Source organism: Palleronia salina, from assembly GCF_900141995.1.
Lineage (GTDB): Bacteria > Pseudomonadota > Alphaproteobacteria > Rhodobacterales > Rhodobacteraceae > Palleronia > Palleronia salina.
Genome location: NZ_FQZA01000001.1, coordinates 334,698 through 353,813 on the forward strand (window position 1 = coordinate 334,698; position 19,116 = coordinate 353,813).

At 65.3% G+C, this 19,116-nt stretch carries 18 protein-coding genes and 2 tRNA genes; 6 read left to right on the plus strand and 14 right to left on the minus strand.

What is annotated here, in order from left to right; translation table 11 throughout:
* Positions 1–405 precede the first annotated feature (405 nt).
* The 5 genes from BUB76_RS01610 to BUB76_RS01630 all read right to left on the minus strand — a co-directional run bounded on the left by BUB76_RS01610 (position 406) and on the right by BUB76_RS01630 (position 3,833).
* Positions 406–1,959: a restriction endonuclease gene (locus BUB76_RS01610; protein ID WP_139250746.1), complete on the minus strand. Its 1,554-nt coding sequence runs from the start codon at positions 1,957–1,959 to the stop codon at positions 406–408.
* A gap of 557 nt (positions 1,960–2,516) precedes the next feature.
* Positions 2,517–2,903 (minus strand): hypothetical protein, encoded by a 387-nt coding sequence (locus BUB76_RS17530; protein WP_139250747.1) that lies wholly within the window; start codon positions 2,901–2,903, stop codon positions 2,517–2,519.
* A gap of 64 nt (positions 2,904–2,967) precedes the next feature.
* Entirely contained in the window at positions 2,968–3,381 is a 414-nt protein-coding gene (locus BUB76_RS17840) for a trypco2 family protein (RefSeq protein ID WP_073125964.1), read from the minus strand.
* Positions 3,382–3,631: 250 nt separating this feature from the next.
* A tRNA-Leu gene (locus tag BUB76_RS01625) sits at positions 3,632–3,718 on the minus strand.
* Between the two features lie 29 nt (positions 3,719–3,747).
* A tRNA-Leu gene (locus BUB76_RS01630) sits at positions 3,748–3,833 on the minus strand.
* An 80-nt stretch (positions 3,834–3,913) separates the two neighbouring features.
* Here BUB76_RS01630 and BUB76_RS01635 point away from each other — a divergent pair.
* A complete protein-coding gene (locus BUB76_RS01635) occupies positions 3,914–4,345 on the plus strand; it encodes an NUDIX hydrolase (protein ID WP_073125966.1) in 432 nt (143 codons plus the stop codon).
* A 28-nt stretch (positions 4,346–4,373) separates the two neighbouring features.
* Here the strand turns inward: BUB76_RS01635 and ypfJ are convergent, their stop codons facing one another.
* Positions 4,374–5,228, minus strand: coding sequence for a KPN_02809 family neutral zinc metallopeptidase (gene ypfJ, locus BUB76_RS01640; RefSeq protein WP_073125968.1), 855 nt, complete (start codon positions 5,226–5,228; stop codon positions 4,374–4,376).
* A 107-nt stretch (positions 5,229–5,335) separates the two neighbouring features.
* Here ypfJ and BUB76_RS01645 point away from each other — a divergent pair, with 107 nt between their 5' ends.
* From BUB76_RS01645 to ocd, 4 genes are read left to right on the plus strand one after another with little or no spacing between them, the layout of a single operon-like run.
* Positions 5,336–5,914: a YqaA family protein gene (locus BUB76_RS01645; RefSeq protein WP_073125970.1), complete on the plus strand. Its 579-nt coding sequence runs from the start codon at positions 5,336–5,338 to the stop codon at positions 5,912–5,914.
* Complete coding sequence (locus tag BUB76_RS01650; protein WP_073125972.1) at positions 5,911–6,387, plus strand: disulfide bond formation protein B; 477 nt, start codon at positions 5,911–5,913, stop codon at positions 6,385–6,387. Before BUB76_RS01645 ends, BUB76_RS01650 begins: the two co-directional genes overlap by 4 nt.
* A complete protein-coding gene (gene rocF, locus BUB76_RS01655; RefSeq protein ID WP_073125975.1) occupies positions 6,384–7,301 on the plus strand; it encodes an arginase in 918 nt (305 codons plus the stop codon). Before BUB76_RS01650 ends, rocF begins: the two co-directional genes overlap by 4 nt.
* A gap of 4 nt (positions 7,302–7,305) precedes the next feature.
* Positions 7,306–8,355 carry an ornithine cyclodeaminase gene (gene ocd / locus BUB76_RS01660; protein ID WP_073125976.1) on the plus strand — a complete coding sequence of 350 codons (1,050 nt, stop codon included), beginning with the start codon at positions 7,306–7,308 and terminating at the stop codon, positions 8,353–8,355.
* Here the strand turns inward: ocd and BUB76_RS01665 are convergent.
* Positions 8,352–8,774, minus strand: a complete 423-nt coding sequence (locus BUB76_RS01665; protein WP_073125977.1) for a PaaI family thioesterase — start codon at positions 8,772–8,774, stop codon at positions 8,352–8,354. The genes ocd and BUB76_RS01665 overlap by 4 nt on opposite strands.
* 59 nt (positions 8,775–8,833) lie before the next feature.
* Between BUB76_RS01665 and BUB76_RS01670 the strand changes: the two genes are divergently transcribed.
* Complete coding sequence (locus tag BUB76_RS01670) at positions 8,834–9,619, plus strand: enoyl-CoA hydratase (RefSeq protein WP_073125980.1); 786 nt, start codon at positions 8,834–8,836, stop codon at positions 9,617–9,619.
* 219 nt (positions 9,620–9,838) lie between these two features.
* Here BUB76_RS01670 and hflX read toward each other — a convergent pair whose 3' ends face one another.
* The 7 genes from hflX to BUB76_RS01705 all read right to left on the minus strand — a co-directional run bounded on the left by hflX (position 9,839) and on the right by BUB76_RS01705 (position 19,026).
* The gene (gene hflX, locus BUB76_RS01675; RefSeq protein ID WP_073125982.1) at positions 9,839–11,092 is read right to left on the minus strand and encodes a GTPase HflX; all 1,254 of its coding nucleotides are present in this window, start codon (positions 11,090–11,092) and stop codon (positions 9,839–9,841) included.
* A 61-nt stretch (positions 11,093–11,153) separates the two neighbouring features.
* Positions 11,154–11,393 (minus strand): RNA chaperone Hfq, encoded by a 240-nt coding sequence (hfq, locus tag BUB76_RS01680; protein WP_073125984.1) that lies wholly within the window; start codon positions 11,391–11,393, stop codon positions 11,154–11,156.
* Between the two features lie 123 nt (positions 11,394–11,516).
* A complete protein-coding gene (locus BUB76_RS01685) occupies positions 11,517–12,986 on the minus strand; it encodes a potassium transporter TrkG (RefSeq protein ID WP_236737830.1) in 1,470 nt (489 codons plus the stop codon).
* A 43-nt stretch (positions 12,987–13,029) separates the two neighbouring features.
* A complete protein-coding gene (gene trkA, locus BUB76_RS01690; RefSeq protein ID WP_073125988.1) occupies positions 13,030–14,406 on the minus strand; it encodes a Trk system potassium transporter TrkA in 1,377 nt (458 codons plus the stop codon).
* A gap of 84 nt (positions 14,407–14,490) precedes the next feature.
* Positions 14,491–15,336, minus strand: a complete 846-nt coding sequence (locus BUB76_RS01695; protein WP_073125990.1) for an alpha/beta fold hydrolase — start codon at positions 15,334–15,336, stop codon at positions 14,491–14,493.
* Between the two features lie 7 nt (positions 15,337–15,343).
* Entirely contained in the window at positions 15,344–16,744 is a 1,401-nt protein-coding gene (gene ntrX / locus BUB76_RS01700; RefSeq protein ID WP_073125991.1) for a nitrogen assimilation response regulator NtrX, read from the minus strand.
* Entirely contained in the window at positions 16,744–19,026 is a 2,283-nt protein-coding gene (locus BUB76_RS01705; RefSeq protein WP_073125993.1) for a sensor histidine kinase NtrY-like, read from the minus strand. Before BUB76_RS01705 ends, ntrX begins: the two co-directional genes overlap by 1 nt.
* Positions 19,027–19,116 lie beyond the last annotated feature (90 nt).

Genomic DNA, 19,116 nt, shown 5'->3' on the forward strand with positions numbered 1-19,116 from the left:
GCGGCACTGCACCGCCCTGCCAGCGCACCTGACACACCATCGTCGCGACCTCCTGACACGGATGATTTGCTGTCTCGGGATCGCTGCTGGTGGGGTTGGGTGCCCGCGTCAGCGGGTCGGGATCGGCCTACAACCTACCCGGCGCGACCACCGCCCGACGCGCCCGAATTGGTTAAGGTGAGCTTAACGCCTCGACCGCTGCATGCGTGATCTGGCATCGCGTTTATAATTCTGTGACACTGGGGTCCCAATGCGGGGGTATGGGCCGGCGGCAGGTCATACGCACAGCACCTGCAAATGGGTTGCAAAGCAACTCCCGCAAGTAACATTAATTTCAATTATCGATTCCAGCATCATATAACTTAGATTCCACCTAGTACTTATGAAGAGTGTAAAATTAACCGATCACGGCCGATTAACAAGAACTTCGATTACTTTCACGCCAATAAACTCCTTCAGGATAGGGCCGAGATCTTCGACCTTATCGGACAGAAATTTGTGGGCATTCCCGCGAAAGGTGCCAGCGAGTAATCTTTCTAGAAGCACAACCTCATCCATTGACCGGTCGATTAGGCTCCTATCATAGAAGCGGCTCCGCTTGAGCACTTCTGCGTTCGTAGTATCCAAGTAGATTTCTGCCTTCAGGGTGATAGCGGCGATATATAGAATTCTGCCCGCAGTGATCCTATCAACTTCGATAACTGTATCGTCTGTCGTCCCACCCATCTCATCAATCAAGTACTCTACGGTACCTGCGTCTATACCCATCTCCTCAGGGCCTTGAGTCTCTAAGTAATGGACGACTAAAGAGCAAATAAGGCTCCCTACCTCGCCGGGAAAAATAATCCGGATTGACGTCTGCTCGACGTCTACAAGTTCAGTATCGTCCCGATCAGGATCCACGGCCCTGCTCGGAACAAAGCCGAATAGTTCGGAAAAAGACTCAATTTCGCGTGCATCCATCAATATTACGCCAGTCGACTTGGCAATTTTGACCGCTGAGTTCGTGAACCCCCCTGTGCCAATCACACAAGAATGACCGGAGCCGGTGTCCTGAGCCCCCGTAAACACTTCTTGCACCGCCTTGTTCCCTATTGGGTTAGTGTATCGCTTGCACTGAATTGCTACAGAAGCGCCCTCTCGTGAAGCCACCACGTCGACACCTTGATCTCCCGAAGCCCTTGAAACCGATACGTCCCAACCCTGCTCCCTTAGCTGATCGGCGCACCAATGCTCAAACTCAATAGCATCAACCGGAATTTCCGGAGCAGCGTCACCAGTTTTGAAAAGCTGATCAATCATGCTGAGGGTAAGAAATAGCGGTTTAACACTGTAGTAAAAGTTAAATTGCTCATCATCAAAGGCGTACTTGAGGAACTCCATCACCTCAGATAGTTCTGGCCCTAAATCTTCGTCGCCGTACTTATTTATCCGCGAATTTTTGAGCGGTTGAAATATTCTCTTGATTGCATCCTTTCTTTTGTTCACCTCTAGCCAAATCAGCTCGTTATCGTGCTGGCGAAGTGCGCTAACATATCTGAAGACCAGATCTCTTGTGTCGATGTCAGGGAACAACAAAGATAAATCCATCTCGCCATCGCTACGAATTCGATCTAAAACATACTCGAGTCTCTCTGGTCTGTGAGAGGTAAAATCGGTTGACGCCCTATCTGAATTGAGCGTGAGGCCTGAACCTGAGCCAAACTCATCCGGTGAGAGACAAAAAATCTGTGTAGAAAGATAATTTAGACCTCGTCCCTTCCCCTCATCAGTTACATCGGATGGGTCATGGTCAAGAATCAGATCGTGGATCTCATCAAGGTCACCATCGCCTAAATCGTTGGATATGAATCCAAGGCAATTAGCGAAATAAATTGAAGCGCGATCGCCGGGGATAAAGAAGGCATCGAGCAGTATTCTCAGATCGCTTTCAGAAAGCGGATCGCTTTCGGAATGCAACTCTTTTCCGAGTCCCCCCTTATTAGAGGGGGGGGCCTTGGCGGATTAATTTTCTTTTCTTTAGCGTGACTTCCACCTTTTAGAAGGGCGTTAAAAAATTTCTTCATCTCGCACTCGACTTTTATTGTAAGCTGACTGAAAGTATGCCAATCACGGGTTTGGGGGGGGGCTAAACACCGTCTAAAGAGACTAGGAAACCACGCAGGCCTCTACAAGGGCAATGTGTTATGAATTCACAGAAGACACCAGCTCATGTGAACACGATGCCGTCCGCATCGTCGAGGCCGTCCGCGACCAATTCGATAGCCTAGTTAACGCCTATCTGGTTGAAGCATTCGAATACGGCGGCGTCGGAAACCCACGAAGATGACGAGTATCGTCGTCAAGGTCGGTCCAACGATCGACCGCCCATCGGTCTAGATCTGCCGAGGCGACCAGATGCCCACGATCCTAATTGGTCAGGCGTCGCCCATCTCCATCACGGGAAACTGTTCACCAGTCGTTTTGCGCGGGTCGAAGGACGATCCCAGCTGACGCGGGCACCATCCATCACTGCGTCAATCAATGTTGCCCTCTGCGGCACGTATCATATTGTCGATAAACCTCGACTGCTTATCGAGGACCCACTTCGCCCCGGCCTTGTGTCTTAGGGAAGCGGCGAGCAATCGAAAAACAAGTTCATCAATCTCGTCGCCTTGGCGAGAAACCCTCACCTTCTCGACCAAGTCTTCAGCCTTGCTCGCCATTGCCTCGCACTGGTCTGGCCGCAGGGCGAATTTCAGCTCTTCGAAGCTCTCGCATTGTGGAAACGCTTCGGTGAAATGAAGTGACGCGGCCTTCAAGCGATGTAGGACCACTGCCTGATTACTAGCAGAGGAAGTCCCGATAAGGTTTATCACCTGATCTAGCTGCTTAGTTCTTCTGTCGCCAAATAGATTGAACACAAACCACTCCTTACATTCTGTCAATCCAACCAAGCTCTATCGTTCCAAGTGAAAAAGGTGTTTCTCAACCGCCACGGACTCCGAGCTTCGCCTTTCCCTTTTCTGCCTGCTGATGATCACGGTTCGTGGTCTCCGTCTCACTAGGGCGCAGGGTCAGCGGCACTTCGAATTGTACCCGACTGACCTCTTCGTGGTGCCGTGCATGCTCTCCTTCAGTTCCAGCCTCGAAAACCCAGACCTTTACCCCAACCTTTCCGCCGCCGCCTGTCTGGGAACTTGCGGTGACCGCGACATCGAACTTGATCGTCTGAATTGCCCGGAATGTGTGCGTGCTGCTATTCTGCTTATACGTCCCCGGAGCCAAGGTTGAGACTGGCGGGTTCACGATCACGCCTTGGTCGCCCCATTCATCCTGCAGCTCGTTCGTGGCCTCCACGATGCTGCTGATCGTCTCTTTCACGAAGTCCTTCAGATCCATGCTCGCCTCCTGTTGGGAAGGACAGGTTAGCCGGTTGTCTGGTCAGGTACAGGGCCACCCTGTCGATGTGGCGTAGAAGCACCCTGCCCGGCTCAGCAATCCCGTGGAGGCGGTGACCGACCGCGTCAGCGGTCCCCGGTCAAAGCGGGTTGCCCACGTTTAAGGTCGATTGACCGGGTACAAAACCCGGTACATTAGATTGCCGTAATTCCGATTAATCGCCATATATCAATGGCTTAGATTGGTATTGTGGTGCGGGCGGTGGGACTCGAACCCACACGGGGCTACGCCCCAACAGATTTTAAGTCTGGTATGTCTACCATTCCATCACGCCCGCGCCGCGGGCGACATGCGCCGCGGCGGCGGTGGTACCCGTGGCCGGACTCGAACCGGCACGCTGTCACCAGCGGGGGATTTTGAATCCCCTGCGTCTACCATTCCGCCACACGGGCATCGGGTCACCGCCGCAGATCGGGGTGTAGACCGGGCGCGCGCGTGAGAAAAGGCCCGAGTGGCAGGAAGGACGACGCCGATGGAGAAAATACCACGCCTGGGGGCGATCGCGGTGGTCCTGCGCGGTGAGTCGGTCCTGCTGGTCCGCCGCGGCAACCCGCCCGACGCAGGCCTTTGGGGCTATCCCGGCGGCCACGTGGAATGGGGCGAGACCGCGCTGGATGCCGCCGCCCGCGAGCTGCTGGAGGAGACGGGCGTCACGGCCACCCCGCGCGGTTATCTGACGAATCTCGACATCCATCGCGGATCGGACGGCGCGGTTCTGGACCACTACCTACTGGCTGCGGTGCTGTGCGACTACGTGGACGGCACGCCCCATGCCGCCGACGATGCGCTCGAGGCGGGCTGGGTTCACCGCGACCGGCTGCCGGACCTGCCCTCCAGCCCTCAGGTTCGTGCCCTCTACGAGCTTGCCGTGCGGGCCACCCCCACGCGGCTCGGGTCCGGATAGGCGGCCCGAGGGCCCAATCCTGCGGGGGTCAGAGCCGTTCGGCGCTGAACGTGTCACAGGCGGTGATGTCGCCGGTCTCGTATCCCGTGGCGAACCAGGACTGGCGCTGCTCGGACGTGCCGTGGGTGAAGGTTTCGGGGCGCGGCACACGCCCGGCCCCGCGTTGCAGGGTATCGTCGCCGATCCGGGCGGCCGCGTTCATGGCCTCGGCGATGTCGCCGGGCTCGATCGAGCCGAACCGGTCCCGCGCGGCGGCGGCCCAGACACCCGACAGGCAGTCGGCCTGCAATTCCAGCCGAACGCTGATCTGGTTTGACCGCTCGGTCGAGGATTGGGCCCGGATCCGGTTGGCCTGGCCGAGAATGCCGAGCTCGTTCTGGACATGGTGGGCGACCTCGTGCGCGACCACGTAGGCGGCGGCGAAATCGCCCGACGCACCCAGCTGCCGTGACAGCGTCGTGAAGAAGGCGGTGTCCAGGTACGCCTTGCGGTCGACGGGGCAATAGAACGGCCCCGTCGCGCCCGAGGCCCCGCCGCAGGGGCTTTGCGTGACGCCCGTGAACAGGACCAGCGTGACGGGCCGATAGGGCTCGCCCACCTGGCGGGCGAAGATGTCGGACCAGACCTCTTCGGTGTCGGCCAGGGTGACGGAAACGAACTCACCAGCCTGGCGGTCGGCCTCGGTGATCGGGCCGCCGCTGCTTCGATCCGGCGCCACCGCACCGTCCTGTAGAAGCGGCGTCAGATCGACGCCAAAAAACCATCCGATGACGACCACCAGCAAGCCAAGCCCACCGACGCCCCCCACGGCCGCACCACCACCGATACCGCGTCCACGGCGATCCTCGATGTTGCGGCTGCCCCGTCTTCCACGCCATTTCATCGCCGCGCCTTCCTGCCGCCCGCTGTCACGCCATCGTGGTCCAGACCCCGCGAAACGCCAAGCCGGTTGTGCTTGACCCCACCCCCGCCAAGTGCTGCATGGGGCGCATGATCCGACGCCTCTATGACTGGACCCTGTCGCTGGCCGCGCATCCTCACGCGTTGTGGGCCCTTGCCCTGGTGTCGTTCATCGAGTCGTCGGTGTTCCCCATCCCGCCCGACATCCTGATGATCCCGATGATCATCGCGGCCCCGCGCCGGGCGTTCCTGATCGCGGGCGTCTGCACGCTGGCCTCGGTGGCCGGCGCATTGCTGGGCTACTGGATCGGCTCCGCCGCGTTCGAGCAGATCGGCCGCCCGGTGCTGGAATTCTACGGCAAGGACGACCGCTTCGACGAGTTCGCCGGCGCCTACAACGCCTGGGGCGCCTGGGCCGTGCTGGTGGCCGGCATCACCCCGTTCCCGTTCAAGGTCATTACGATCCTGTCGGGCGCGACCGGCCTGTCCATACCCATCTTCATCGTCTCGTCCCTGATCGCACGGGCGACACGCTTCTTCATCGTCGCGGCGCTGCTGTGGAAATTCGGTCCGCCCATCCGCGATTTCATCGAACGGCGGCTGGGCCTCGTGTTTTCGGTCTTCATGGTCCTGCTGTTGGGCGGCTTCTTCGCACTGAGGTATCTGTGACTGCACGTAGATTGATGATCCTGGCCGGGCTCGGCTCGGCCGCGCTGCTGGGCGGCGCCTACATCTTCCAGGCGCTGGGCTACGCGCCGTGCCAGATGTGTCTCTGGCAGCGCTGGCCGCACATGGTGGCGATCGCGCTGGGCGTTTCGGCACTGTTCTTAGCCCGGCTTCCGGTCGCCATCGCGGGCGCGCTGGCCGCCCTGACCACCGCACTCATCGGCGTCTACCACACCGGGGTCGAGCGTGACTGGTGGGAAGGCCCCTCCTCGTGCTCGGGCGGGGGCGACATCACCGGGCTGACGGGGGCGGATCTGCTGTCGACCGACGTGCTCGACAAGGTCGTGATGTGCGACGAGGTCAGCTGGGCGCTCTTCGGCCTGTCGATGCCGTCGTGGAACGCGCTGTTCTCGTTCCTGCTCGCCGCGATCTGGATCCTCGCCGCCCGCCAGAGCCTGAAGGAGTCCCGCCTATGACCGATATCACCCTGTTGGGGGTCCCGCTCGATTGCGGGAAGGACCGCAAGGGGTGCCTCATGGGGCCCGATGCCTATCGCGTGGCCGGTGTGGCCGAGGCGCTGGCCGAGCTGGGTCATGCCGTCACCGACGCCGGCAACCTCGCCCCCGGCCCCCTGCCCGAGGTCAGCGGCCCCGCGCACCTGGTGGATCTGGCCGAGAACGTCGCCTGGACCGGCACCCTGATCGAGGCCGGGCGCGCCGTCGACGGGATGCCGATCTTCCTGGGCGGCGACCATGCGCTGGCCATGGGCAGCGTCGCCGGCATGGCGGCGCGGGCGCAGGATCGCAACCGGCCGCTCTTCGTGCTGTGGCTGGACGCGCATAGCGATTTCCACACGCCGCACTCCACCCAGTCGGGCAACCTGCATGGCTGCCCCGTGGCCTATTTCACGGGCCAGCCCGGCTTCGACGCCTTTCCGGCGCCGCCCGCGCCCGTGCCGCCCGACCGGGTCTGCATGATCGGCCTGCGCTCGGTCGACGGGCCGGAGAAGACCGCCGTCACCGCCGCCCGCGTCACCACCCACGACATGCGCGAGATCGACGAGACCGGCATCGCCATGCCGCTGCGCTCGTTCCTCGCGCACGTGGCGCAGGCGGGCGGTGACCTTCATGTCTCGCTCGACGTGGATTTCCTGGACCCCTCCATCGCACCGGCGGTGGGCACGACCGTTCCGGGGGGCGCCACCTTCCGCGAGGCGCACCTGGTCATGGAGATGCTCAGTGAATCGGGCCTCGTGAGCTCGCTGGACCTGGTCGAGCTGAACCCGGCGCTGGACGAGCGCGGGCGCACCGCGTCGCTCATGGTGGACCTGACCGCGTCGCTCATGGGCCGCCGGATCTTCGACCGGCCCACCCAAAGCTTCGGGGCCTGAGGCCATGGCGCTCACCCCCTCACCGCTGGCCTACGTGCCCTTCGTGTCGGTGGAAAACATGATGAAGCTGGTCCACCGCGTCGGGGTCGAGACATTTCTCAAGGAACTCGCCGACCGGATCGAGGACGATTTCCGCCGCTGGCCGCTTTTCGACAAGACCCCGCGCGTGGCGGCCCATTCGGCCGATGGCGTGATCGAACTGATGCCGACCTCGGATGGCGAGACCTACGGCTTCAAGTACGTGAACGGCCACCCCAAGAACATGAAGGATGGACTGCAGACCGTGACCGCCTTCGGCCTGCTGGCCTCGGTCGAGACGGGCTACCCGGTGCTGCTGTCCGAGATGACGGTGCTGACGGCCCTGCGCACGGCCGCCATGTCCGCGATGGCAGCCCGGCACCTCGCCCCCGACAACGCGCGGGTCATGGCGATGATCGGGAACGGCGCGCAGGCCGAGTTCCAGGCGCTGGGGATGAAGGCCGTCTGCGGTATCGATACGGTGCGGCTGTGGGATATCGACCGCAGGGCCACGGACAAGGTGGTGCGCAATCTCGAGGGATCGGGCCTGACGGTCGTGGCCTGCGCCAGCGCCGAAGAGGCGATGGAAGGCGCGCAGATCGTCACCACCTGCACGGCCGACAAGCAGTTCGCCACCATCCTGACCGACAACATGGTGGGTGCGGGCGTGCACCTGAACGCGGTGGGCGGCGACTGCCCCGGCAAGACCGAGCTGCACCGCGATATCCTGGCGCGCAGCACGATCTTCGTCGAATATCCCGAGCAGACCCGGATCGAGGGCGAGATCCAGCAGCTGGACCCCGACCACCCCGTGACCGAGCTCTGGCAGGTCATCACCGGCGACGCGCCCGGCCGGACCGGGCCGGACCAGCTGACCCTGTTCGATTCGGTGGGCTTCGCGGTCGAGGATTTCAGCGCCCTGACCTACGTGCGCGACAAGCTCGAAGGGACGGACCTGTTCGACAAGCTCGACCTGCTGGCCGATCCCGACGATCCGCGCGACCTTTTCGGCATGCTCCAGCGCGCGGCGCCCTAGGCGCGCGGCGGGATCGAATAGGTCAGGGACGCGCGGGCGACGGGGCGGTCGTCGCCTTCCGAGTAGATCAGCACGTCGCCGACGACCAGCACGCGGCCGAGCTTCAGGATCCGGGTCTTCGAGACCAGGTCCCGCCCCGATGCGGGCTTGCGCAGGAAATCGATCGAGCAGTTCGTGGTCACGGCCAGCGCCACCGGCCCAAGCCGCGCGAGGATCGCGAGGTAGATCCCCACATCGGCCAGCGCGAACATGGTCGGCCCCGACACCGTGCCGCCCGGGCGCAGGTGACGTTCGCCCACCGCAAGCCGCACGGTGGTCAGCTCCTCGGTGACCTCCTCGATGACGAAGTCCTCCGAGACCTGCGGAAACTCACGCCGCAGGAATTCCATCAGCGCGTCCACGTCCATCACGATCGGCATACTTGTTCCTCCACCCCTCATGCGCCAAGGTTTGGCGAAACCAACGAACGGGGGCAAGCATGGCACTGGTGGAACGCGAAGACCGCGCGGCGATCGCGACCCTGACGCTGAACGATCCGGGCAAGCTGAACGCGCTGTCGGACGCGATGCTGGCCGAATTTTCCGAGACGTTGTCGGCGCTGGAAGACGACACCGAAACGCGCGTGGTCATCCTGCGCGGCGCGGGCCGTGCCTTCTGCGCCGGGCACGACCTGCGCGAAATGCAGGCCGCGCGCCAGGCCCCCGATGGCGGCGCGGCGGCCTGGGGCGATCTCTTCACCCGGTGCAGCGCCGTGATGCAGCAGATCGTGCGCCTGCCCCAGCCGGTCATCGCGCAGGTCCACGGCGTGGCCGCCGCGGCGGGCTGTCAGCTGGTGGCGACCTGCGACATGGCGGTGGCCGCCGACGACTGCCGCTTCGGCGTCAACGGCGTGAATATCGGGCTTTTCTGCTCGACCCCCATGGTGGCGCTCAGCCGCGTGATGCCCCGCAAGCAGGTGTTCGAGATGCTGACCACCGGAGGGCTGATCGACGCCGACCGCGCCACCGAACTGGGGCTCATCAATCGGGCGGTGCCCGCACCGGGCCTGGACGGCGCGGTGCGTGAACTGGCCGAGACGGTCTCCGCGAAGCTCGGCCGCGCGGTGCGGGTGGGCAAGCGCGCGTTCTACGAGCAGTCGGAGATGACCCTGGCCGACGCCTACGCCCATACCGGCGCGGTCATGGCGATGAACATGGCGTTCGACGAGACCGAGGAAGGCATCGCCGCCTTCCTGGAAAAGCGGGATCCGAGCTGGACGCAATAGGCCCCCCGCGCCCGGTTTTGCAGACCGCGCGCCGTGAGTATTTGAAGACCAGTGATGCCATGGTGCCGCTCGCGACGTTCGGCGGTCACACCCTGTCATCACTGGTCCAGAAATACTCAATTCCGACACGGAAACCTGGCGCACCGTGCGACGGGGTGCCTTCCCCAGCATCACTGGTCTTGAAATACTCGGTCCGGCCCTATCGGCCGGGCGCGGCGCTCACATATCGTGGAACGCGCGGGCCTGGCGGGCGGTCCAGTTGACGTCCAGCGCGACGCCGTCCTCGGTCTGCCGCTCGTCCTCGACCACGCCCTGCTCGTAGAGCCAGGCGCGCCGCTTGCCGGCCTCGAAGGGCAGCACGACCGTCTTGCGGCTGCGCTTGTCGTCCAGCGCGGTAGCGATGGCGTCGGTGAACGCCTCCATCCCGGTGCCGTTGAGGGCGGAAAGCGTCAGCACCTCGTCGCGGCGGGCCGCGATGGCCTCGGCCGCCGAGCGCGCCTCGGGCGCCAGCAGGTCGGTCTTGTTCCAGACCTCCAGCTGCGGCGTGGTTTCCAGCACGCCCAGATCGGCCAGGATCGTGCGCACGTCCTCGGCCTGCTCCTCGGTCTCGGGATGGCTGATGTCGCGCACATGCACCACGAGGTCCGCGGCCAGGACCTCTTCCAGCGTGGCGCGGAAGGCCGCGACCAGCTGCGTGGGCAGGTCGCTGATGAAGCCCACGGTGTCCGACAGGATCACCCGCTTGCCCGACGGCAGGTCCACCGCGCGCATGGTCGGATCCAGCGTGGCGAAGAGCATGTCCTCGGCGATCACGTCGGCACCGGTCATGCGGTTGAACAGCGTGGATTTCCCGGCGTTGGTATAGCCCACCAGCGCGACGATCGGGAACGGCACCTTGGCGCGTGCCGCGCGGTGCAGCTCGCGCGTTTTCACGACCTTCGACAGCTGCTTGCGCAAGCGGTTCAGCTGTTCGTCGATGGCGCGGCGGTCGGCCTCGATCTGGGTCTCGCCCGGCCCGCCCACGAAGCCCAGGCCGCCGCGCTGGCGTTCAAGGTGGGTCCAGGCCCGCACCAGCCGTGTCCGCTGGTAGCTGAGCGCGGCCATCTCCACCTGCAACACGCCCTCGCGCGTGGCGGCTCGGTCGGAGAAGATCTCGAGGATCAGGCCGGTGCGGTCCAGGAGCTTCACGCCCCAGGCCTTTTCCAGGTTGCGCTGCTGCACCGGGCTGACCGGCCCGTCGATCAGCACGAGGCCCACATCCTCGGATTCCAGCCGCGCCTTGATCTCGTCCAGCTTGCCCGTGCCGAACAGGTGGCCCGGGTGCGGCCGCTGCAGGCGCACGATTTCGCCGCCCGCGACCTTCAGGTCGGGCAACGCGGCGGCCAGCGACATGGCCTCGTCCAGCGCGGGACCCGCATCACGGCGGTCGCGGTCGGACAGGAGTTCGGGATGGATGACCCAGGCACGCATCATGGGCGCGACATGTCACCCGCCGCAGGTACTGTCAATTGTGCGCCGGGGCGCGGCAGCGTGGTCAGGTGCCGTCGTCGCCTTCGTAAAGCTGGATCGGCTGGCTGGGCATGATCGTCGAGATCGCGCCCTTGAACACCAGCTGGGACTGCCCGTCGCGGCGCAGCAGGACGCAGAAATTGTCGAACCAGGTGATCACGCCCTGAAGCTTCACGCCGTTGATCAGGAAGATCGTCACCGGCACCTTCGTCTTGCGAACGTGGTTAAGAAAGGTTTCCTGCAGGTTCTGTTTCTCGCCGGCCATGTCGGGTGTCCCTGTCGCTTTTCTTGTTGGCAGCGCCTCGCGCGGGCGCGCAAATCTCGTTGTTTATGAATGACTCACGGCGGACCTTCCACCGGAAAACGCACCGGCGTCAAGCACCTGGCCTCATTCGCGCCAGAAACCGGCATCGAAGAGCGCGATGAACGCCAGTGTCTCGAGCCGCCCCAGCACCATCGCCAGCGCGAGGATCACGCGCGTGCCGTCGGTGAGCGTATCGTAGAATATGGGGGCCTCGCCCGCCACCTGCGCCAGCGGTCCCGTGGTGCTGAGCGCGGCGATGGTCAGGATCATCGCCGTCTCGAAGCCCGGGCCGACCAGGGTGATCGCCGCCATGATGATGATCGCCGACATCGCGAACAGCATGAAGAAGATCCAGGCCACGAAGGCGCCTTCGCGCCGCAGCCGCCGCGCGGCCGAGCCGGATCCGCCCACCGACGACGGGTGGATCAGGCGTTCCATCTCGCGGATGCCGTGACGGTAGAGCGCGTAGATGCGCAGCAGCTTGACCCCTCCGGCGGTGGTCGCCACGCCGCCGCCGATCAACGCCAGCCCCATGAGGATCAGCCCCGGCGTGGTCAGCCCGGACCAGATCCGGGCATCGGCGAAAGCGACCGACTCGAACCCCGTCGTGGTGAGGAAGCTGAGCGTGGTGAAGAGACCGCCCCACAGCACCCGCAGGCTCTGGCCCAGGTCCTCGGCGCCCGCGTATTCGAAGGCGGCGAAGAAATGGCGCAGGAACAGGAAGGCGGGCACCAGCACGATCAGCGTGGCGGCCAGCCGCACCTCGGGGTCACGCCACAGGTATCCCGGCGCGCGCCGCGTGTTGTCCGAGCTGAAGGTCAGGCGCGACACCGCGAACAGCAGGAAGGCGAAGATGACCAGTTCCGACAGGACACCGCCGGTGGCGCCCTCGCCACCCGCGGTGATGCCCGAGGTCGACAGGGTCGACATGGCGGCGATCGAGGCGCGGAACGGCTCCATCCCGCTCAGCACCAGCAAGATCCACAAAACGACGGTCAGCCCGGCGTAGAGGGGCGTCAGCCGCGCGGTATAGCGCGTCAGGCGATGGGTGCTGTCGCGCATCCGCGTCTCGGACAGCGACTTGCGGTTGGCGCGGCTCTGCTCGGCCACGACCACTTCGAAGCCGCCCAGGTTCAGCGGCGCGAAGATCGCCAGCGCCGCCACCCAGAACAACAGCCCCCCGAGCCAGCCCACCATGGCGCGCCACAGGTGCAGCGTATCGGGCAGCCCTTCGACCCGAAGGAACAGCGACGCGCCCGTGGTGGTCAGGCACGAGACCATCTCGAACCACGCATCGCGCAGGGGGATCCCCTCGAGCGATTGGTGGAACGGCAGGGCCAGCATCAGCGGCAGCACCAGAAGCCCGCAGGTCAGCGCCAGCAGGTCCGAGCGCACCGGGCGGTCGCGGTTCTGGCGACCGACCGCGAGCCCCACCAGAAGGGTCAGAACGCCGAACAGCACGGCACCGTAGAAGAAGGCGCGCGCGACCTCGAGCTCGCGCGACTGGTAGCCATGGACCGCCGGGACCAGCATGGCCGCCGAACCGATAGCCATGAGCACCAGGAAAAACGGGCTGCGTTCGATGCGCCCCGGCATGTCAGAAGAAGTCGATCGACACTTGGAACAACCGTTCGACCGCCGGCACGTCGCTGGTCAGCGCAAAGAGAACGATCACGTCGCCCTCCTCGATCCGGGTCGAGGCCTTGGGGCGGATCACCTTGCCGTCCTTCTCCACCGCGCCCACCAGCACGCCCTCCGGGAAGTCGATGTCGCGGATCACCTGCCCCGAGATGGGCGAGGTCGACAGGACCTGCGCCTCGATCACCTCGGCCTCGGCATCGCCAATGGAATAGACGCCGCGCACGCGCCCGTGGCGGATGTGGCGCAGGATTGAGCTGACCGTGGTCGAGCGTGGGTTGATGTAGGCATCGATGCCCAGCGGCTGCATCAATGGCTGCAAGGTCGGATCGTTCACCAGGCAGATGGCCGACTTGCAGCCCGCCTGCTTGGCGCGCACGCCGCTCAGCAAATTCACCCGGTCGTCGTCGGTCACGCACAGGACCGCGTCGGCGCGGGCGATATTGGCCTCGTTCAGCAGGTCGATATCCATGCCGTCGCCGTGCAGAACGATGGTCCGGTCCAGCGCGTCGGCGGCGCGTTCGGCGCAGGTGCGGTTGCGCTCGATCATCTTGGCGCGGATGCGCCGGTGGTTCGATTCCAGCGCGCGCGCCACCGCCAGGCCCACGTTGCCGCCGCCGATGATGACGACGCGCTCCTGCGGGGTGGTGTCCTTGCCGAAGATCTCCAGCGCGCGGGCCACGTCCTCGCGGTGAGAACACAGGTAGATCTGGTCGCCTGCGAACAGCTGGTCGCCCGGGCTGGGCGCGAACAGCAGGCCGCCGCGCCGGATGCCGACCACCAGCGAGCGCAGGGTCGAAAACAGGTCCGTCAGCTGCTTCAGCGGCGTGTTCAGCACCGGGCAGTCGTCGTCCAGCACGATGCCCAGCAGCTGGACCTTGCCGCCGATGAAGCTTTGGGTGTCGAAGGACGCGGGCGCCGACAGCCGGCGCAGCGCGGCCTCAGCGACCTCTTTCTCGGGGCTGATGACCACGTCGATGGGCATGTGGTCGCGGCGGTAGAGATCGGAGTAGATGGCGTCGAGATAGCTTTGCGCCCGAAGCCGGGCGATCTTGCGCGGCACGGCGAAGACCGAGTGGGCCACCTGGCAGGTGACCATGTTGACCTCGTCCGAGTGGGTGGCGGCGATGATCATGTCGGCGTCGCGCGCGCCGGCGCGGTCCAGGATGTCGGGATAGGAGGCGTGCCCGGCGATGCCCTGGACGTCCAGGATATCGGTGGCCTGGCGCACCAGGTCGGCATTGTTGTCGACCACGGTGACGTCGTTTCGCTCGCCCGCGAGGTGGCGCGCGATCTGCCAGCCGACCTGGCCTGCGCCGCAAATGATGATCTTCATAGGGGGCCTTCGGGCTGGGCTGTATGACTGCCGTTGTTGCACGGGCCGGGCGGCGCCTTCAAGGCACCAGGCGCGGCCGATGCCTCAGGGGGACGCAAGGAAATCGGCCAGGGCCGGGTTGAACAGGTCGGGCCGTTCGCGCATGGGCCAGTGCCCGGTGGCAAGCTCCAGGTAGCGCGCATCGGGGATCCGGGCCGCCGCACGGCGCGCATGGCGCACCGGGACCACGCGGTCCTCGCTGCCATGGACCAGCAGGACGGGCTTCGCGATGTCGCCCAGCCGGGGAGTCAGATCGGATTTCAAGCCGCGCGCATCCATCTCGGCCGCGAGGAACGCGTCGAAGCTGCGCCGCCGGCCCTGATCACGCGCCACGTCCATCAGTTCGTCCACCGCGCGTTCCGTGACCCTCTGACGCCGACCGTAGGACGCGGCAAGCCCGGCCCGCGCCAGCATCCGGCTGCGGCCGGCCCCGTTGTAGATCAGCCAGGTCAGCCGGGTGCGCAGGATGCCGTGCGCCACGCGGTGCATCGGCACCCGCGGCATGATCCCGTAGGAGCCGACCGGCACCAGGCGGCGCACGCGGTCGGGATGTTCCAGCGCCAGCCACAGCGCCATGCCCCCGCCCATGGAGACGCCGCACACATCGGCCCGGGCGATTTCCATGGCGTCCAGGAACGCGACCAGCCAGCGCCCCAGCCGTGGCAGGTCATGCGGGCCGTCGAACCCGGGCGAGCGTCCGTAGCCGGGGATGTCTGGCACCACCAACCGAAACCGGTCGCGCAGATCGGCCGTGGTGATCCGCCAGGTCAGCTCGGCGTGGTCGAATCCGCCCCCGTGCAGCAGGATGACCGGCGCCGCGTCGCGGGGGCCCTCGTCCACATAGGCGACCGGACGCCCCTCGACGGTGACGAAATGGTCGGTGAAGGGCATCGCCCGGTCACTCGGCCCGGTCGAGATAGGCCATCCGGCTGCCCTGCTTGCTGGAGGTGACGACGCCAAGCGACTTCAGCTTGCGGTGCAGCGCGCTGCGTTCCATGCCGACGAAGCTGGCGGTGCGGCTGATATTGCCGCCGAAGCGGTTGATCTGGGTCAGCAGGTATTCCCGCTCGAACAGCTCGCGCGCCTCGCGCAGCGGCAGGGTGGCAAGGCTGCCCGACAGAACCACGCGGCCTTCCTCCTGCGGTGCGCCGCCCTCGGCCCCCGGCAGCTCGGCGGCCGAGATCTCGCCCTTGCCGTCGCCCAGGATCAGGACCCGCTCCATCATGTTCTTCAGCTGGCGCACGTTGCCGGGCCAGGATGTGGTCTGCAAAAGCGCCACGGCCTCCTCGCTCAGGGTGCGCGCGGGCAGACCCTGGGTCTTGTTGAACATCTCCAGGAAGAACCCGGCCAGAAGCGGGATGTCCTCGCGCCGGTCGTCCAGCGACGGCACCGCCACCGGCACCACGGCCAGCCGGTGGAACAGCTCCTGGCGGAACCGGCCGGCGGCGATCTCGGCCTCGAGGTCGCGGTTGGTCGAGCTGATGACGCGGATATCGACGCGCACCTTCTCGGACCCGCCGACGCGCTGGAACGCCTGGTCCACCAGGACGCGCAGGATCTTGGACTGGGTGCCCAGCGGCATGTCCGCGATTTCGTCGAAGAACAGCACGCCGCCATCGGCCTGCTCCAGAAGCCCCGGCTCGGCCCCCTCGCGACCGTCGCGTCCGAACAGCACGTCCTCCATGCGCTCGGGCTCGATCGAGGCGGCGGCGACGACCACGAAGGGTTTGTCGGAGCGGCCCGAATTCGCGTGGATATACCGCGCCGCCAGCTCCTTCCCGGCGCCCGATGGGCCGGTGAGCATCACGCGGCCGTTCGACTTGGTGACCTTGTCGAGCGAGGATTGCAGGTTGCGGAAGGCAGGGCTCTGGCCGACCAGAACTGCAGGCGCGGCGTCGCGGCGCTTGAGCTGGACGTTTTCCTGCCGCAGGCGCGAGGTCTCCATCGCCCGCGCGATCACGACCATCAGCTGGTCGATGTTGAACGGCTTCTCGATGTAGTCATAGGCGCCCTGCTTGATCGCGGCGACGGCGATCTCGATATTGCCGTGGCCCGAGATGATGATGACCGGGACGCCGGGATAATCCCGCTTGGCGATCTTCAGGATGTCGATGCCATCCATGTCGCTGTCCTTCAGCCAGATATCCAGGATCATCAGGCTGGGCGGCTCCTTCTCGATCTCGGCCATGCATTCGGACGAGTTCGAGGCCAGGCGCGTGCTGTAGCCGTCGTCCTTCAGGATATCCGAAATCAGCTCGCGAATATCGCGCTCGTCATCAACGATCAGGATGTCGCCCATTACTCTGCGTCCTCTTCTGCCAGTTTTTTCAATGCGTCCGCGTCGGCCCGGCCGGTGTCGGCCTCGGATTCGACCGGCAGGCGGATCTCGGCCCGCGCGCCGTGATGGCCGGTGTCGTCGAAGGCGGCCGCGTCGCTCAGCGTCAGCGTGCCGCCATGTTCCTCGATGATCTTCTTCACGATGGGCAGGCCCAGGCCGGTGCCCTCTTCGCGGGTGGTGACGTAGGGTTCGAACAGGCGCGCGCGGTCCTCGGGCAGGCCCACGCCGTTGTCCGAGATACCGATCACCACGCCGTCGTTTTCCGACTGCATCTCGACGCGGATCTCGGGCGACCAGCCCTCGGGTGCGCCGCGCTGGGCCAGGGTCTGGGTCGCCTCGCCCGCGTTCTTGATGAGGTTGGTCAGCGCCTGGCCGATCATGTCCTCGTCCAGCTCGGCCTTCACCGGGCCGTCGGGCAGGTCGGCGGTGATCGTCACACCCTCCTGCCCCGCCTGCTGCAAGGACACGGCGTCGCGGACCAGGGCGGTCAGGTCGTGGCGGCGCCGCTCGGGCGTGGGCATCCGGGCGAACTGGCTGAACTCGTCCACGATGCGGCGCAGGCCTTCGGTCTGGCGCACGATCACGTCGGTCATCGTGGCCAGCGCCTCGGCATCCTCGACCTCGGCGCTGAACTTGCGACGGATGCGCCCGGCGCTCAGCTGAATGGGTGTGAGAGGGTTCTTGATCTCGTGCGCGATGCGGCGGGCCACGTCGCCCCAGGCCGCCATCCGCTGGGCGGCGACCAGGTCCGACACGTCGTCGAAGGCCACAACGTAGCCTTCCAGCGTGCCGTCCTCGGCCGTGCGGGTGGCCATGCGGACCAGGAGCGACTCCAGCGCGCCGCCCCGGCTGACCTTGACCTCGCCCTGGAGCACGTCCCCACGGCCCGCCTTCAGCTTGTCGAACATGGTCCCGAACTCGGGCACGGCCACCGACAGCGGCACCGACTGGCCCGCCCCCTCGTCCAGTTGCAACAGCCGTTCGGCCGAGCGGTTGACGAAGGTCACGCGCCCGTCGGGATCCAGCCCGACAACGCCCGACGTGACCGAGCCCAGCACCGAGTCGAACAGGCGGCGCCGCCGCTCGATCTGGTCGGTGGTCGCCAGCAGAGACGCGCGCTGCGCCTTCAGCTGCGCCGTCATCTGGTTGAAGATCCGGCCCAGCATCGAGATCTCGTCGTCGCCCTCTTCCTCGCGCACGCGCACGTCCAGGTCGCCGCCGCCCACGCGCTGTGCCGCGCCCGCCAGCCGGCCCACCGGGCGCGACAGGCGTTCGGCGAACCACAGCCCCAGCCAGATCGCGGCGAGGATCAGGATGACGGCGAAACCCAGGTAGAGCAGACCGAACTCGAACAGGATGCGCCCGCGTTCGCTTTCCAGCTGGTTGTAGAGCCGGACCGAGTCCTGCGTGTCGTCCAGCAGGGCCAGCAATTCGCCGTCGACGGCGCGGCTCACATACAGAAACCGATCGCCGAGCCCCTCGAGCTTCACCAGCGCGCGGAACTCGTTGATGTCCCAGTCCTCGATGACGACCGTGTCACCGCGCAACGCCTGCTCGAGGGCCGCGGCATCCGGTCTTTCGTAGTCGAAGAGGTACGAGCGTTCGCCCCGGGCCTGGATCTCGCCCGCGCCGTTGATGACATAGGCTTCGCGCAGGCCGCGCTGGATCTGGCTCTGGCCCTGGCTCAGAAGCTGGCGCAGCTCGCCGTCGCTCAGCAGGAAGCTGTTGGTGCGTGCGCTTTCCAGGAAGTTGGCCAGCGCCTCGGCATCGGTGGACAGGTCGCGGCGCTGCTCTTCTTCGTAGGCCTCGGCCGCTTCGAGCGACGCGCCGACCACGCGGCTGACCCGTTCCGAGAACCAGCCTTCCAGCCCGAAATTGATGGTGAGCGCGGCAAAGACGGCAACCGTCACCGTGGGCACCAGCGCGAGCAGGGCGAACACGCGGGTCAGCCGCAGATGGAGCCGCGATCCGGCCGATTGCGCGCGCCGCGCCGCCACCACCCGGGCCACCGAGGACAGCACCAGCGTGGCCAGCGCGATGACGTAGACAAGATCGGCGAGGATCACCAGGCGCAGAGACAAGGACGACTGGCCCTGGTTCAGAGGGCCCAGCACCAGGTACGTCGCCAGGGCAAGGAACGGTCCAAGGATGACCAGCCCGACCGTGGCCGCGTTCCGGACGCGGCGCTGACGGCGCAAACGCGCAAGCGTATCCCAATTGAGCATCCTTGCGGGATGCGCCATGGGCGGAACCTCCGATGTGATGTCGCGCGGGATTTAGTCGCGCAAACCGCTCGTTCTGGCGTGATCGTTCTGTTGGCAACCTATGCCGCC

Coding starts and splice junctions, on each gene's coding strand:
- BUB76_RS17840 (WP_073125964.1), bottom strand. CDS start 3,381: ATGGATCTGAAGGACTTCGTGAAAGAGACGATCAGCAGCATCGTGGAG.
- BUB76_RS01635 (WP_073125966.1), top strand. CDS start 3,914: ATGGAGAAAATACCACGCCTGGGGGCGATCGCGGTGGTCCTGCGCGGT.
- ypfJ (WP_073125968.1), bottom strand. CDS start 5,228: ATGAAATGGCGTGGAAGACGGGGCAGCCGCAACATCGAGGATCGCCGT.
- BUB76_RS01645 (WP_073125970.1), top strand. CDS start 5,336: ATGATCCGACGCCTCTATGACTGGACCCTGTCGCTGGCCGCGCATCCT.
- rocF (WP_073125975.1), top strand. CDS start 6,384: ATGACCGATATCACCCTGTTGGGGGTCCCGCTCGATTGCGGGAAGGAC.
- ocd (WP_073125976.1), top strand. CDS start 7,306: ATGGCGCTCACCCCCTCACCGCTGGCCTACGTGCCCTTCGTGTCGGTG.
- BUB76_RS01665 (WP_073125977.1), bottom strand. CDS start 8,774: ATGCCGATCGTGATGGACGTGGACGCGCTGATGGAATTCCTGCGGCGT.
- BUB76_RS01670 (WP_073125980.1), top strand. CDS start 8,834: ATGGCACTGGTGGAACGCGAAGACCGCGCGGCGATCGCGACCCTGACG.
- hflX (WP_073125982.1), bottom strand. CDS start 11,092: ATGATGCGTGCCTGGGTCATCCATCCCGAACTCCTGTCCGACCGCGAC.
- hfq (WP_073125984.1), bottom strand. CDS start 11,393: ATGGCCGGCGAGAAACAGAACCTGCAGGAAACCTTTCTTAACCACGTT.
- BUB76_RS01685 (WP_236737830.1), bottom strand. CDS start 12,986: ATGGCTATCGGTTCGGCGGCCATGCTGGTCCCGGCGGTCCATGGCTAC.
- trkA (WP_073125988.1), bottom strand. CDS start 14,406: ATGAAGATCATCATTTGCGGCGCAGGCCAGGTCGGCTGGCAGATCGCG.
- BUB76_RS01695 (WP_073125990.1), bottom strand. CDS start 15,336: ATGCCCTTCACCGACCATTTCGTCACCGTCGAGGGGCGTCCGGTCGCC.
- ntrX (WP_073125991.1), bottom strand. CDS start 16,744: ATGGGCGACATCCTGATCGTTGATGACGAGCGCGATATTCGCGAGCTG.
- BUB76_RS01705 (WP_073125993.1), bottom strand. CDS start 19,026: ATGGCGCATCCCGCAAGGATGCTCAATTGGGATACGCTTGCGCGTTTG.